Source organism: Kitasatospora sp. NPDC004669, assembly GCF_040609455.1.
Lineage (GTDB): Bacteria > Actinomycetota > Actinomycetes > Streptomycetales > Streptomycetaceae > Kitasatospora.
Genome location: NZ_JBEXKB010000002.1, coordinates 143,487 through 156,567 on the forward strand (window position 1 = coordinate 143,487; position 13,081 = coordinate 156,567).

Here is a 13,081-nt window from a genome sequence, read left to right on the forward strand (position 1 = left end):
GCGGCGCCCGGGCTGCAATCATCGGCGGAGCCGCTGCCGCACCCGCCCGGGAGGTCCCTGGTGAGCCGTCCGTCCGCCGTCCCCGGGGCCGAGCTGGCCCGTGAGCTGGCCGCCGTGCTGCTCGGGGAGGTCCGCTTCGGTGCCGCCGAGCGGACCGTCTACAGCCACGACGCCTCCAACTACCGGCAGTTGCCCCTCGGCGTGGTCAAGCCCGCCGATCTGGACGATGTGCGTACCGCGCTGGCGCTGTGCCGCAAGTACCGGGTGCCGGTGGTGCCGCGCGGGGCCGGGACCAGTATCGGCGGGCAGGCGATCGGCCCGGGCGCGGTGGTGCTGGACTTCCGCCGCCACCTGGGCTCGGTGCTGGAGATCGACCCGCAGGCCCGCACCGCACGCGTCCAGCCCGGCACCGTGCTGGACGACCTCCAGCGCGCCGCCAGACCGTACGGGCTGCGCTTCGGCCCGGACCCGTCCACGCACAGCCGCTGCACGATCGGCGGCATGATCGGCAACGACTCCTGCGGCTCGCACTCGCTCGCCTGGGGGCGCACCGCGGACAACGTGGAGCGGCTGGAGCTGCTGCTCGCGGACGGCACCGAGCTGAGCGTCGGCGGCCGGCTCGATGCGCAGGAGCGCGCCGCGCTGCGCGCCCTACCCGGCCGGGCGGGCCAACTGCACCGTGAACTCCAGGAGTTCACCGACCGCAACCTCGCCACCATCCGGCAGGGCATGCCGCAGCTGCCGCGCCGCACCTCCGGCTACCCGCTGGACGCGCTGCTGCCCGAGCACGGCCACGACCTCGCCCGGGCGCTGACCGGCACCGAGGGCACCTGCGCGCTGCTGCTCGGCGCCACCGTCCGCCTGGTCGAGGACCCACCCGCGCGCGCCCTGGTGGTGGCCGGCTACCCCGACGAGGGCGCGGCCGCGGACGCGATCCCGGCGCTGCTGCCGCTGGGCCCGCTGACCGCCGAGGGCATGGCGGCCGACCTGATCGCCGCGCTGCTCGCGGCCGGCCCGCGCCCGCCCGCGCTGGACCGGCTGCCCGCGGGCGAGTGCTGGCTGTTCCTGGAGACCGGCGGCGCCACGGCCGTGGAGGCCTACCAGGCGGCGCGCCGGCTCGCCGACGCGGTGCGCCGGGAGCCCTCGGCCGCCGTCGCCCTGGTCACCGACCCCGTCGAGCAGCGCCAGCTGTGGGCGGTCCGGGAGGCGGGCGCCGGGATCGTCACCCGGCTGCCGGGGGGCGGCGAGGCCTGGCCCGGCTGGGAGGACTCCGCCGTCCCGCCCGAGCGGCTCGGCGACTACCTGCGGGACCTGCGCGCCCTGCTGCGCCGGCACAGCCTGCGCGGCGTCCCGTACGGGCACTTCGGTGACGGCTGTGTGCACCTGCGGATCGACTTCCCGTTGGACGAGCCCCAAGGGGTGCTGGTGTTCCGGGAGTTCCTGGAGCAGGCGGCCGATCTGGTGGTCTCGTACGGTGGTTCGCTCTCCGGCGAGCACGGCGACGGGCAGGCCCGCTCCGAGCTGCTGCCGCGCATGTACCCGCCCGAAGTCATCGAGCTCTTCGGCGGGTTCAAGCGGATCTGGGACCCGGAGAACCTGCTCAACCCGGGCGCGCTGGTCGACCCCCGCCCACTCGACGCCGACCTGCGCTTCGTCACCGCCCCGCTCCGCCCACTGCCGCTGGCCCTGCCGTACGAGCAGGACGACGGCAGCCTGGCCACGGCAGTGCACCGCTGCGTGGGCGTCGCCAAGTGCGTGGATCCGACCACCGGGGTGATGTGCCCGAGCTACATGGCCACCGGCGAGGAGCGGCACTCCACCCGGGGCCGGGCGCGGCTGCTCGCCGAGATGCTCCGGGGCATGGGGGCACCTCCCGGCCGCCAGGCCGGGGGAGCGATCCCGGACGGCTGGCGCTCGGCGGAGGTCCGGGAGGCACTGGACCTCTGCCTGAGCTGCAAGGGCTGCGCGAGCGACTGCCCGGTGCACGTCGACATGGCGACCTACAAGACCGAGTTCCTGTACCAGCACTACCGGCGCCGGCCGCGCCCGCTGTCGCACTACTCGATGGGCTGGCTGCCGCTGTGGCTGCGCGCGGTGGCGCTCGCGCCCGGCGCGGCCAACTCCCTGGTCCGCTCCCCGGCCGGCGCCCTGCTCAAGCGGCTCGGCGGGATCGACCGGCGCCGGGTGCTGCCGGTCTTCCCGCCCGAGACCTTCACCCGCTGGTACCAGCGGCGCCGCGCCGGCAGCATCGACCCGAACGGGCCGGCACCGGCAGGCGGCCGGCCGGTGCTGCTGTGGCCGGACACCTTCTCCGACCACCTGCAGCCGAACGTGCTGCGCTCGGCCGTGGAGGTGCTGGAGCACCTGGGCTTCGACGTCCGGCTGCCCGAGGGCCCGGTCTGCTGCGGCCTCACCTGGTACTCCACCGGCCAACTCGGCACCGCCCGCCGGGTGTTGCGGCGCAGCCTGCGGACGCTGGCGGCCACCGGGCTCCCGGCCGACACCCCCGTGGTCGGCCTGGACCCCAGCTGCACCGCCACCCTGCGCGAGGACCTGCCCCGGCTGCTCGGCGCGGACGGCCGCCCGCTGGCCGAACGCACCCGTACCTTCGCCGAGTTCATCGACGAGTACGCCCCCGACGCGCCGCTCCCCCGGATCCCGCTGGACGCCGTCACCCAGACCCACTGCCACCAGCACGCGGTGCTCGGCAGCGCCGCCGACCGCCGGGTCGAGGCCCGACTTGGCCTGCACAACCGGGTGTTGGACTCCGGCTGCTGCGGGCTGGCGGGCAACTTCGGCTTCGAGGAAGGCCATTTCGAGGTGTCCGAGGCGATCGCCGAGCGGGTCCTGCTGCCGGAGGTCCGGGCCGCCGGACCGGAGACGGTGGTGCTGGCGGACGGCTTCAGCTGCCGCACCCAGATCGCCCAACTCGCCGACGGCCGACTGGCCCTGCACCTGGCGGAGCTGATCGCCCGGGAGCTGCGGGCCTCGGAATAGGGGCGCGTCTTGTGGATCTTGTCGGCTCCGGCAAGGATCCGCAAGACACGCCCTAGCTACGCGTGCCCGGCGAGGAAGGCCCCGGCGTGCGCTGCGGCCTCCTCCCGGGTCGGGTGGCCGGCGGCCGCCACGCCGCTCGCCCCGTCGGCGCCGACGGCCGTCCAGCGCCAGCCCTCGGCGGTCTCGCCCCGCAGCAACTCGGCGGCACCGCCGAATACGAGCTGCGAGCGGTGCTCCGCCGCCACCTGGACACCCTCGCCGCTTCCTGACACCGCGCCAACGCTCTTGGCACAATGGCCCGATGACCCTCACCACCGCTGAGGCGGACAAGCTCCTGGCCGACAACTTCGCCCCCTGGGTGCAGGCGCTCGGCCTGTCCGCCGTCGAGACCGGCGAGCGGCACGCCGTGCTGCGACTGCCCTGGTCCGACCGACTCGCTCGCGAGGGTGGCGGATTGTCCGGTCAGGCGATGATGGCCGCGGCCGACACCGCGTGCGTGGTCGCGGTCTCGGCGGCGCGCGGCGGCTTCGGCCCGATGACCACCGTCCAGCAGTCAACCAGCTTCCAGCGCGCGGTCGTCGGCCAGGACGTCCTGGTGCTCGCCCGGGTCACCAAGCTCGGCCGGCGGATCGCCTTCCTCGACGCCACCCTCACCGCCGAGGACGCCGAGGAGCCCGCCGCCCACGCCACCGCCGTCTACGCCCTGGGATGACGCCCGAGAGCGTCGGGTCCTGACCCTCACCCGGGCGCACCCGGAGGCCTTCCGAGCCGGGCTCGGAAGGCCTCGATCCGGCGACGGGTCAGGCCTGCAACGCCTCCTTCTTGGGCGGCTCCTCCGCGCACACCGCCGCCACGAACTCCGCGAGCCGCGCCTGCGGCAGCCCGCGCGCGATGTCGGCCTCGCTGATCATGCCGACCACCTTGTGCTCCGGGTGGTTGATCACCGGCAGCCGACGGACCTGGTACTGCTCCATCACGCGCAGCACCTGCTCGCAGTCCTCGTCCGCCTCCACCGTCATCGGCCGCCCCAGCGCCAGGTCGCCCGCCGTCACCTTCGCCGGGTCGCGCCCCTCGGCGACGCAGCGCAGCACGATGTCGCGGTCGGTCACGATCCCCAGCAGCTTGTCGTTCTCCCCGCAGATGGGCAGCGCGCCCACATGCCGTTCCCGCATGATCCGGGCGGCGGCCGCGAGCGTCTCGTGCTCGCGGATGCACTCCGCGCCCGGGTGCATGATGTCGCTGGCTATGGTCATGGTCCGCCTCCTGACCTGGCTTGTTCCCCCTCGTCCATCCTGGTCCGGGCCGATGGCGCACGCCACCGGGCACCTGTCAGGGCGTCGTCCTCGGCTCCATGCGGTCCTTTGGCTCGGCCTGACCGTCCGCCTCCGCAGGCCCGCCCTCCAGGTCCGCGCTCTCCAGCGGCGAGTGGGACAACAGCTCCTCCAGCGGTGGCAGTTCGTGCTTGGGCGGCTCACGGTCGAGCTCGGCCTCGGGGACCTCTCCGCTCTCCACCGCCTGCTCCGCGGACTTCGCCGCGGCGGCGACCGCGGCGGCCGCCAGCAGATCGCGCTGCTGGGACTCGGTCGCGCTGTCCAGGAACCGCAGCAGCTCCACCGGGAACGGCAGCACCAGCGTCGAGTTCTTCTCCGCCGCCACCTCCACCACGGTCTGCAGCAGCCGCAGTTGCAGTGCCGCCGGGGTCGCGCTCATCACCGCGGCCGCCTCCGACAGCCGGGCCGAGGCCTGGTACTCGCCATCCGCCGTGATGATCCGGGCCCGCCGCTCACGCTCGGCCTCCGCCTGGCGCGCGATCGAGCGCTTCATCGACTCCGGCAGGGCGACGTCCTTGATCTCCACCCGGTCGATCTGGATGCCCCAGCCGAGCGCCGGGCTGTCGATCATCAACTCCAGCCCCTGGTTGATCGGTTCTCGGTTGGCCAGCAGGTCGTCCAGCTCGCTCTTGCCGATGATCGACCGCAACGAGGTCTGCGCGACCTGGGAGATCGCGAACTGGTAGTCCTGCACGTTGACCGTCGCCTTCACCGGGTCCTCCACCCGGAAGTAGACCACCGCGTCGACCCGCACGGTCACGTTGTCCCGGGTGATGCCCTCCTGCGCCGGGATCGGCATCGTCACGATCTGCACGTTCACCCGGCGCAGCCGGTCCGCGATCGGCATCAGGGCGACCAGCCCCGGCTGGCGGACCTCCTCGCGCACCCGCCCGAAGCGGAACACCACGCCCTTCTGGAACTGCTGGACGACTCTGATGCTCATGGCCGCCCAGAGCGCCCCCAACCCCACCAGCCCTCCGAGCGCCCCCAGCACCGCATCGACGATCATCGCGGCCTCCTCGCGGCCTCCTCGCACACCGGCGCCTCCGGCCACCGCCGACCCGGCCCGGCCGGGGGCCGCCGGAACAACTGATTCCACGCTACGCCTGCCCGGCCGACGCCGAAGTGAACGTCCTGGAGACCCTAGGATCGGGGACATGCCGCAGTCCCCCGCCGACGACCCGGGCCACCCCCGCCACCCCGTCGAGGCCGCGGCCCGAACCGGTGGACTCACCGCGCTGGACCGCGTCGTCACCGGCTGCCGGGCCTGCCCCCGCCTGGTCGAATGGCGCGAGGAGACCGCCCGCACCAAGCGCCGCGCCTACCAGGACTGGGACTACTGGGCCCGCCCCGTCCCCGGCTTCGGCCCGCCCGACGCCCCGCTCGTCCTGGTCGGCCTCGCCCCCGCCGCCCACGGCGCCAACCGCACCGGCCGGATCTTCACCGGCGACCCCTCCGGCGACCTGCTCTACGCGGCCCTCTACGACCTCGGGCTCGCCAACCGCCCCGAGTCCGTCCGCTACGGCGACGGCCTGGAACTGTACGGCGTACGGATCACCGACCCGGTCCGCTGCGCCCCACCCGACAACAAGCCCAGCACCGCGGAACGCGACACCTGCCGCCCCTGGATCACCCGCGAACTGCAGCTGCTGCGCCCCACCGTCCGGACGGTCGTCGCACTCGGCGGCTTCGCCTGGCAGGCCGTGCTCCCGGTGCTCGCCGACGCCGGCTGGCAGGTCCCCCGGCCCCGCCCCGCCTTCGGCCACACCGCCCGGATCACCCTCCCCGCCCGCGACGGCGGCCCCGACCTGCGGCTCTACGGCTGCTACCACGTGAGCCCGCGCAACACGAACACCGGTCGGCTGACCACGGCGATGCTGCGCGCCCTGCTCAGGGACGCGGCGCTCTCGGCGGGGCTCAGCCCCAAGCCGGAGTAGCCGCCAGTGGCCGCCTCCGGCGCTGTCCGGCGCCGGGGCACGACGGCCTAGCCGAACCGCGCCAGCTTCCGCTCCCGGGCACCCGCCCACACCTCGGGCAGCCGCCCGCGCGCCGTCTCCGCCGCGGCGAGCTGGCCCGCGTAGAGCACGCCGTAGGCGAAGGGCTCGCCGCCGCTGTCCACCTGGCGGGCGAGGGCCGCGGCGGCGACCACCGCGTCCTGGTGCTCACCCAGCACCTCCTGGACGGCCTTCATCCGCTCCACGTACCGCCCGGCCGCCGGGCCGACCGCGGGTTCGGCGACCTCGCCGGCGTAGCGGGCCCGCTTGGCGGCCTTGCGGGCCTCGTGCAAGGCCCGGTCCCGGTCCTCCGGGTCGGCCGCGAGCGCGGCGCGCACGCACTCGGCCGTCCGGCGCTGTTCGCGGGCGGCGACCCGGGACAGCTCGGGGACGGCCGCGCGGGCGGCCCGGCGCCGCAGCGGCGGGTCGGCCAACAACGTGGTCAGGGCCTCGGCCAGGACCCGACGACGGGGGCTGTCCAGGGCCGCGACCACCTCGGGCCACACCCGGCGGTACTCGGCCTCGCCCCACCGCTCCAGCGCACCCGCGACCCGCTCCGGTCCGCACTCGGCCGGCAGCCCGCGGGCCTGGGCCACCAGCCGCTCGGCGAGCACCTCACGGTCCCGGGCGCGGCCCAGCGCGGCACCCAGCCAGCGCAGGTCGGCGACCAGGCTCTCGACGGCGCCGGGGGCGAGGAGACGGCGGAAGGTCCGCAGGGCGCTGCGCAGCCGTCGGCAGGCGACCCGCATCCGGTGGACCGCGTCGGGCTCGTCCGCCCGGACGGCGTCGTCCAGTCCGGCCAGCACCACCGCCTGGGCCTCGATGCGGTCGAGCAGCACCTGTCCCACCGTGGTTTCGGGCCTCGCCATGTGCGTCCACCCCCTTGTCGGGGTCGCCGGGCTCGTCGGGGTCGCCGGGAACGCCTTCCAGGCTAGTCGCGCGGCGGCCTCTGTCGCGTCGGCGGAGCCGCTGAGGGGACGTCATGCGGGCGTGAACGACCACGCGCCCTCGTGCCGGGCGTAAGCGCCATGGCATACTCCCGAGCGTGACGACCTCCACCCATGCGACGACCAGGGCCCTGCGGGCCGCGGTGTTCACCGCGCTCGCCGTGCCGATGGCCGCGTTGGGCCAGGTGGTCATCACCGGTCGCCCGCTACCGCTGTCGCTGGTGGCCACGGCGAGTGCCGTCGTCTTCCTGCTCGCGGCCGCGCTGGCCGGCGGGGAGCGGCGGCTGCTGCACATCTCCGCCGTGATGGTGCCGGTCGAGCTGCTGCTCAACACCACCTTCAACCTGGGCCAGACCGGCTGTGGGCCGGTCCTGTCCGAGCACGTGTCCGCGCGCGGGGTGAACCTGCTGGTCTGCGGCGGCGGTTCGATGGACGGCTCACTGCTGGGCGGCCCGCTGGGGCACGCCGGGCAGTTGGCGCCCGCCGCGACCCAGCTGCTGCTCCTGGTGGTGCACCTGGCGATCGCGCTGGCCGCCTCGGCCTGGCTGTGGCTGGGCGACGCGGCGCTGTCGGGCCTGGCCCGGGCGCTGCGCGCGCTGCGCCAGTCGCTGACCCGCCCGCTGCGGGCGCTGGTCCTGCTGCTGCTCCCCGCCCCGGCGCGCCCGGTGCTGCGGGTGCCGCTGCCGGTGTCGGACCGTGCGCGGCCGCGCCGTGAGGACGTGGTGCTGAGCCCGGCGCCCCGCCGTGGCCCGCCGTCCTTCGCGCCTGCCTGCTGATCAGTTCCCCGTCACACGCGTACCGGCCGACCGGCCCCGTACGCCCGCAGGCAGTGCGCACGACTCCCGCGTTCACCGACCCCGCCGCACCCGTGTGCGGCTCCCCGCGCGCACCCGCGCGCCGCGTACAGGAGTTGACTTCCCCATGGCTCAGTCCACCAAGCGAATCAGTGCCCGTGAGCGGATCCAGGAGGCACAGCGCCGCGAGCAGCTGGCGACCAAGCGCCGTCAGCGGATCGTCGTGACCGTCTCCGCCGTCGTCGTCCTCGCCCTCGCGGGCGGTGTCGCGCTCGCGGTCAACGGCTCGAACAAGGACGACAAGGCCTCCGCCGCCGCCTCCGCGGGCCAGCTGGTCGTCCCGGCCAACGCCACCGGCCCGGACGGCACGGTGATCACCTACGGCAAGGCCGACGCCCCGCACACCATGGAGGTGTACGAGGACTTCCGCTGCCCGGTCTGCAAGCACTTCGAGGCGGCGAACGGCCAGACCGTCAAGCAGCTCACCGAGGACGGCCAGATCAAGGTGGAGTTCCACCTGGCGGCCTTCCTGGACAAGAACCTCGGCGGCAAGGGCTCGCGCACCGCGCTGGCCGCCGCCGGCGCCGCGCTGAACGAGGGCGTGGACAAGTTCAAGGCGTTCCACGACGTGCTGTACGCCAACCAGCCGGACGAGCGCGAGGACGGTTTCGGCGACGTCGACCACATCCTGGACCTGGCCGGCCAGGTGCCCGGTCTGAAGACGGACGCCTTCGTGAAGGCGGTCACCGACAAGACCTACGCACCGTGGGCGGCGAAGGTCGCCGACGCGTTCAACAACAGCCAGGTGACCGGCACCCCGACGGTCAAGGTCGACGGCAAGCCGATCAACCTGTTCGCCGGCAACGCCACCGCGACGCCGGAGCAGTTCACCGCGCAGGTCAAGCAGGCCGCCGGCCTCCAGTAGGTCCGCCCGGCCCGCACCGCACCGCACGGCACCACCGGCCCGGCCGAACTCCCGGCCGGGCCGGCCCCTCCCAGCCAGCCACCGGAGTGTGCTGCCCATGACCGCCGCGACCACCGTGCACCTCTCCCAACCCGCCCCCGACGCCGCCGGCCGAGCCCCGATCGGCGCCGGCCGGGCGTTCGCGATCCTGCTGTTCCTCGGCGGGCTGATCGGACTGGCCGCCTCGGCCGTCCTGACCTTCGACAAGCTCCGCATCCTGGAGAACCCGTCCTACGTCCCCAGCTGCAACATCAACCCGGTGATCAGCTGCGGTTCGGTGATGCGCACCGAGCAGGCCGAGGTGTTCGGCTTCCCGAACCCACTGCTCGGCCTGGCCGCCTTCGGAGCGCTGGCGGCGATCGGCGCGGGGCTGCTGGCCGGCGCCGCGTACCGGCGCTGGTTCTGGCTGGGCCTGCACGCCGGGACCGCGGCGGGCGTCGTCTTCACGCACTGGCTGATCGACCAGGCGCTGTACGACATCGGCGCGCTGTGCCCGTACTGCATGGTGGTGTGGGCGACGGTGGTGGTGCTGTTCTGGTACACCACCCTGCACAACCTGCGGACGGGCGTGATCCCGGTCGGGCCGAGGATGCGGACGGTCGTCCGGGAGGCGGCGCGCTACCACTGGGCGCTGCCGGTGCTGTGGGCGGCGGTGATCGCGCTGCTGGTCCTCAACCGGTTCTGGTACTACTGGAGCACCCTGATCTGACCCCCGGTCACCCCACGTACCCCGCCGAGTGCAGCAGCGCGGCGGTGCCGGTCCGCCGGACCTCCAGGGCCCCGGTGAGTCGGCGCGTCGCACAGGGGTGCAGCAGCGCGGCGGCCTTGGCGGGGGTGAAGTAGCCGTGGTCGGCGATCTCCTCGGCCTGGAGGCGGACGATCGCATCCGCCTCGACCGTGCCGCCGTCGAACATGAAGTGCACGGCGGGGTGGGCGTACCGGCCCTGGTCGGGGATCGCCTCGCGCCACTCCACCACCAGCAGCCGCAGTCCGCCCGCCACCACGAGGCCGGTCTCCTCGCGCAGTTCCCGCGCGGCGCACTCGGCAGGTGCCTCCCCGGGGTCCATCCCGCCGCCGGGGAACTGCCACTGGTCGCGGTAACCCGGCTTCAGCAGCAGGACCTTGCCCTGCTCGTCGGTGAGCAGCACGCTGGACCCGATGTAGGCGCGCACCATCCCGGACAGCCACTCCGCCTCCGAGAGTGCCAAGGTCTCCGTCATCGCGCCTCCTTCACGGGGTGCCGCCCTGTCGCCGCCACCGTGCCCGATCACCGCCGCGCCAAAGACGGTTCGCACCTGATCCACCCGATCGAGTGCCAGGGCCTGTCTCCTGGGTTCCGTCGGATCGGGCAAGGACCCGAGAGGCAGGCCCTAACCGAACACCGCTTGCCGGAAGGCGTTGCGCAGGTCCGTGAGCGGCTGGGTGGTCCGGTCGTGGTGCACCTTGTTGGTGAGCAGCAGCGCCCAGCGGCCGAGCCGCCGGGAGACCCAGAAGCCGGTGCCGGTGAAGCCGTAGTGGACGAAGGTGCCCTCGGCGGGTTCGGTGCCGGGGGCGTACAGCCAGGACAGCCCGCGGGCGGGCGCGAGGCCGCCGGTCTGCTCGCGCAGTGATTCGGTGATCCACGCTTCGCCCCAGGGCAGTTGGGGCGGCGGGGCGAGCAGGGCGGTGAGGAAGCGGGCGAGGTCGCGGGCGGTGGAGAAGGCCCCGGCGTTGCCGGAGACCCCGCCGAGCAGCCGGGCCGAGGGGTCGTGCACGAGGCCGCGCAGATGGGTGCCGACCGACTCCTCGTACTCGGTGGGCGCGGTACGGGCGGTCTCCGCGGCGCCGAGCGGCCCGTACCGGGTGTCGCCCATGCCCAGCGGCCGCCAGACCCAGCGCGCGGCGAGTTCGTCCAGCGGCGCACCGCCGAGGTCCTCGACCAGATACGTCATCAGCACGGCGGCACGGTCGGTGTACTCGACGGCGGTGCCCGGTTCGCGGTGCAGCGGGGCGGAGACCACCCCGGCCCGGATCGCGGCGGGCTCCCGCCCGTAGAGCTGCTCGAAGCGGGTGTACGGGAGCATTCCGGCGGTGTGCGCGAGGAGCTGACGGACCGTCACCGACCTGGCGGGGCGCCCGGTGACGGGTTGCCACCAGCGGCCGAGCGGCTCGTCCAGCGGCAGCAGGCCGGACTGCCACAGCGCGCCGGCGCAGGGCCAGAGCGCGACGATCTTGGTGAGGCTGGCAAGGTCGTACCGGGTGTCCGGCCCGGGCGTGAACTCCGCGTACGGGCCTTGCCCGAGCACCCCGTGGCCGCCGCCGCCGAGCGTGCCGTCGGCGTCACCGACCGCCCAGACGGCGCCCGCGCCGACGATGTGCACGCCGTCCCGGACCAGCAGGTCCAGCTCCCCGTCGCGCCGGGTCAGGGCGGGGAGCCGGTCGGCTCCAGGCGCTTGGTGGCTCATCCGTCCCCCTCCAGGGCCCATCCGGCCGACGGGGAGCCTACCCGGCGCGGCGGGCGATCAGACCGCCGCGACGAGCTCTTTGCCGAGGCAGACGCTCAGCGGGTGGTCCTTGTAGATGCCGAACTTCCGGATCGCGACGTAGCCCTCGGACTCGTACAACGCGATGGCCTCGGGCTGCCCGGTGCCGGTCTCCAGGATGAAGCGGGTGCGCCCGGCCTCGACGGCGGTCTGCTCCAGGCGGCGCAGCACGGCCCGGGCCAGGCCGCGGCCGCGGGCGTCGGGGGTCACGAACATCCGCTTCAGCTCGGCGTCACCGTCGCGCAGCCCGTTCGGGCCGGCCTGCTTGGCCCGCCAGCCGCCGCAGGCGACCGGGCGGCCGCCCAGGTAGGCGATCATGAACAGTCCGGCGGGCGCGTCGAAGTCCTCGGGGTGCATCACGGTCTCGTCCGGGTCCCCGTAGCGGCGCACGTACTCCTGCTGCACCTCCGCCGACAGGGCCTGGGCGTCGGGGTGGGCGTAGCCGGTGACGCGGAACTCGACGATGCCGGCGTCCTTGGTGGCGGTGCTCTCCATGGCTGAAAAGCCTACGACCTCGTCTCAGCGACCCTCGAACCGGGCGAGCAGCTCGCTCTTGCCGAACATCGCGGCGGCGTCGACGGCGGAGGGGAAGCCTGCCGTGGGGTCGGCGCCGCCGGCCAACAGGGCGTCGACGACGTCCACGGTGCCCTTGAAGACGGCCCCGGCCAGCGGGGTCTGGCCCTTGTCGTTGGCCCGGTTCGGGTCGGCACCGCGGTCGAGCAGCGCCTCGACGGTGGCCGCGTGGCCGTGGTAGGCGGCGAGCATGACGAGGGTGTCGCCGCTGCCGTTGGTGAGGTCCGCGGAGACGCCCGCGTCGACGGCGGCGGTCAGGGTGGCGGTGTCACCGGCCCGGGCGGCGTCGAAGAGCTTCCCGGCGAGCGCGATCACCTCGGCGTCGGGGGCATCGGTCATGGCGGGCTGCCTTTCCTGAGAGCTGACGGGGGAGCGTGCGTACCGCACCGTAGCGGCCGGCGGGAAGCCGGGCCAGCGGGTGTCCGGAATCCGGATGGCGTTCCGCACGGGTACGACGCGTGGCCGCACGGGTTGCGCAGCCGTTCGGGGGAACCTTCCGGACCCCCCGGAAACTTCCCACCCACCCGCCGGGAATGCCTAGCCGCACCGAATCCCTGCGACACAAGGCCCCCACCCCGGCCGGTTCGCATACCCTCGTCCGCTCTCCCGGGCGGTATTGAACGGCAGAACCACCCATTTGCGCCGTTCCATCATCTATTACTTTTTGTCACGATTAGAGCACTTTAAGTAACACTGTCCCCGCCCCCTCCCCGAGGAGCAGAACGTGATCCTCAATGTCTCCGCGCTCGTCCTGTTCGGCACCGTCGCCTTTCTGTTTTTCCGCAGAGACGGCCTGAAGATGTCGCACGCCATCGTCTGCGCCCTCTTCGGCTTCTACATCGCCGGCTCCTCCATCGCCCCGAGCATCACAGCCGGCGGCGCCAGCCTGGCGAGCCTGCTCGGCGGCATCAAGTTCTAGGACCGCCACTCCCCGTACGGGCCCGGGCGCGGATCCCACC

Annotated in this window: 15 protein-coding genes; 7 read left to right on the forward strand and 8 right to left on the reverse strand. The window is 74.0% G+C overall.

Features of this window, described 5'->3' with window-relative positions; genetic code table 11:
- Window positions 1–60 precede the first annotated feature (60 nt).
- The gene (locus ABZW30_RS02490) at window positions 61–2,997 is read left to right on the forward strand and encodes an FAD-binding and (Fe-S)-binding domain-containing protein (RefSeq protein WP_355669175.1); all 2,937 of its coding nucleotides are present in this window, start codon (window positions 61–63) and stop codon (window positions 2,995–2,997) included.
- Between the two features lie 56 nt (window positions 2,998–3,053).
- On the opposite strand, the gene ABZW30_RS02495 is transcribed toward ABZW30_RS02490, so the two are convergent.
- The gene (locus tag ABZW30_RS02495) at window positions 3,054–3,269 is read right to left on the reverse strand and encodes a hypothetical protein (protein WP_355669176.1); all 216 of its coding nucleotides are present in this window, start codon (window positions 3,267–3,269) and stop codon (window positions 3,054–3,056) included.
- 29 nt (window positions 3,270–3,298) lie between these two features.
- Between ABZW30_RS02495 and ABZW30_RS02500 the strand changes: the two genes are divergently transcribed.
- Window positions 3,299–3,709 carry a PaaI family thioesterase gene (locus tag ABZW30_RS02500; RefSeq protein WP_355669177.1) on the forward strand — a complete coding sequence of 137 codons (411 nt, stop codon included), beginning with the start codon at window positions 3,299–3,301 and terminating at the stop codon, window positions 3,707–3,709.
- An 88-nt stretch (window positions 3,710–3,797) separates the two neighbouring features.
- Here ABZW30_RS02500 and ABZW30_RS02505 read toward each other — a convergent pair whose 3' ends face one another.
- Together ABZW30_RS02505 and ABZW30_RS02510 are read right to left on the reverse strand one after the other, a co-directional pair.
- On the reverse strand, window positions 3,798–4,250 hold the full coding sequence (locus ABZW30_RS02505; RefSeq protein ID WP_355669178.1) for a CBS domain-containing protein: 453 nt from the start codon (window positions 4,248–4,250) through the stop codon (window positions 3,798–3,800).
- A gap of 76 nt (window positions 4,251–4,326) precedes the next feature.
- Window positions 4,327–5,337 carry a slipin family protein gene (locus tag ABZW30_RS02510; protein WP_355669179.1) on the reverse strand — a complete coding sequence of 337 codons (1,011 nt, stop codon included), beginning with the start codon at window positions 5,335–5,337 and terminating at the stop codon, window positions 4,327–4,329.
- A 148-nt stretch (window positions 5,338–5,485) separates the two neighbouring features.
- Between ABZW30_RS02510 and ABZW30_RS02515 the strand changes: the two genes are divergently transcribed.
- Window positions 5,486–6,265: a uracil-DNA glycosylase gene (locus ABZW30_RS02515; protein WP_355669180.1), complete on the forward strand. Its 780-nt coding sequence runs from the start codon at window positions 5,486–5,488 to the stop codon at window positions 6,263–6,265.
- Between the two features lie 47 nt (window positions 6,266–6,312).
- Here ABZW30_RS02515 and ABZW30_RS02520 read toward each other — a convergent pair whose 3' ends face one another.
- On the reverse strand, window positions 6,313–7,191 hold the full coding sequence (locus ABZW30_RS02520) for a CHAD domain-containing protein (RefSeq protein ID WP_355669181.1): 879 nt from the start codon (window positions 7,189–7,191) through the stop codon (window positions 6,313–6,315).
- 176 nt (window positions 7,192–7,367) lie between these two features.
- On the opposite strand from ABZW30_RS02520, the gene ABZW30_RS02525 reads away from it, so the two are divergent.
- The 3 genes from ABZW30_RS02525 to ABZW30_RS02535 all read left to right on the forward strand — a co-directional run bounded on the left by ABZW30_RS02525 (window position 7,368) and on the right by ABZW30_RS02535 (window position 9,736).
- A complete protein-coding gene (locus tag ABZW30_RS02525; RefSeq protein ID WP_355669182.1) occupies window positions 7,368–8,045 on the forward strand; it encodes a hypothetical protein in 678 nt (225 codons plus the stop codon).
- Between the two features lie 145 nt (window positions 8,046–8,190).
- Window positions 8,191–8,988 (forward strand): thioredoxin domain-containing protein, encoded by a 798-nt coding sequence (locus tag ABZW30_RS02530; RefSeq protein WP_355669183.1) that lies wholly within the window; start codon window positions 8,191–8,193, stop codon window positions 8,986–8,988.
- 97 nt (window positions 8,989–9,085) lie between these two features.
- On the forward strand, window positions 9,086–9,736 hold the full coding sequence (locus ABZW30_RS02535; protein ID WP_355669184.1) for a vitamin K epoxide reductase family protein: 651 nt from the start codon (window positions 9,086–9,088) through the stop codon (window positions 9,734–9,736).
- 7 nt (window positions 9,737–9,743) lie between these two features.
- Here the strand turns inward: ABZW30_RS02535 and ABZW30_RS02540 are convergent, their stop codons facing one another.
- From ABZW30_RS02540 to ABZW30_RS02555, 4 genes are all read right to left on the reverse strand, one after another.
- Window positions 9,744–10,247: an NUDIX hydrolase gene (locus ABZW30_RS02540; protein WP_355669185.1), complete on the reverse strand. Its 504-nt coding sequence runs from the start codon at window positions 10,245–10,247 to the stop codon at window positions 9,744–9,746.
- A 150-nt stretch (window positions 10,248–10,397) separates the two neighbouring features.
- Window positions 10,398–11,471: a serine hydrolase domain-containing protein gene (locus tag ABZW30_RS02545; protein WP_355669186.1), complete on the reverse strand. Its 1,074-nt coding sequence runs from the start codon at window positions 11,469–11,471 to the stop codon at window positions 10,398–10,400.
- A 57-nt stretch (window positions 11,472–11,528) separates the two neighbouring features.
- Entirely contained in the window at window positions 11,529–12,044 is a 516-nt protein-coding gene (locus tag ABZW30_RS02550; protein WP_355669187.1) for a GNAT family N-acetyltransferase, read from the reverse strand.
- 24 nt (window positions 12,045–12,068) lie between these two features.
- A complete protein-coding gene (locus ABZW30_RS02555; protein WP_355669188.1) occupies window positions 12,069–12,461 on the reverse strand; it encodes an ankyrin repeat domain-containing protein in 393 nt (130 codons plus the stop codon).
- A 385-nt stretch (window positions 12,462–12,846) separates the two neighbouring features.
- On the opposite strand from ABZW30_RS02555, the gene ABZW30_RS02560 reads away from it, so the two are divergent.
- On the forward strand, window positions 12,847–13,041 hold the full coding sequence (locus tag ABZW30_RS02560; protein ID WP_355669189.1) for a hypothetical protein: 195 nt from the start codon (window positions 12,847–12,849) through the stop codon (window positions 13,039–13,041).
- Window positions 13,042–13,081 lie beyond the last annotated feature (40 nt).

What these genes read in the sequence shown, in the direction of transcription:
- ABZW30_RS02515 (WP_355669180.1), top strand. Translation starts at nt 5,486, where the DNA reads ATGCCGCAGTCCCCCGCCGACGACCCGGGCCACCCCCGCCACCCCGTC.
- ABZW30_RS02540 (WP_355669185.1), bottom strand. Translation starts at nt 10,247, where the DNA reads ATGACGGAGACCTTGGCACTCTCGGAGGCGGAGTGGCTGTCCGGGATG.
- ABZW30_RS02500 (WP_355669177.1), top strand. Translation starts at nt 3,299, where the DNA reads ATGACCCTCACCACCGCTGAGGCGGACAAGCTCCTGGCCGACAACTTC.
- ABZW30_RS02555 (WP_355669188.1), bottom strand. Translation starts at nt 12,461, where the DNA reads ATGACCGATGCCCCCGACGCCGAGGTGATCGCGCTCGCCGGGAAGCTC.
- ABZW30_RS02545 (WP_355669186.1), bottom strand. Translation starts at nt 11,471, where the DNA reads ATGAGCCACCAAGCGCCTGGAGCCGACCGGCTCCCCGCCCTGACCCGG.
- ABZW30_RS02510 (WP_355669179.1), bottom strand. Translation starts at nt 5,337, where the DNA reads ATGATCGTCGATGCGGTGCTGGGGGCGCTCGGAGGGCTGGTGGGGTTG.
- ABZW30_RS02535 (WP_355669184.1), top strand. Translation starts at nt 9,086, where the DNA reads ATGACCGCCGCGACCACCGTGCACCTCTCCCAACCCGCCCCCGACGCC.
- ABZW30_RS02550 (WP_355669187.1), bottom strand. Translation starts at nt 12,044, where the DNA reads ATGGAGAGCACCGCCACCAAGGACGCCGGCATCGTCGAGTTCCGCGTC.
- ABZW30_RS02530 (WP_355669183.1), top strand. Translation starts at nt 8,191, where the DNA reads ATGGCTCAGTCCACCAAGCGAATCAGTGCCCGTGAGCGGATCCAGGAG.
- ABZW30_RS02505 (WP_355669178.1), bottom strand. Translation starts at nt 4,250, where the DNA reads ATGACCATAGCCAGCGACATCATGCACCCGGGCGCGGAGTGCATCCGC.
- ABZW30_RS02520 (WP_355669181.1), bottom strand. Translation starts at nt 7,191, where the DNA reads ATGGCGAGGCCCGAAACCACGGTGGGACAGGTGCTGCTCGACCGCATC.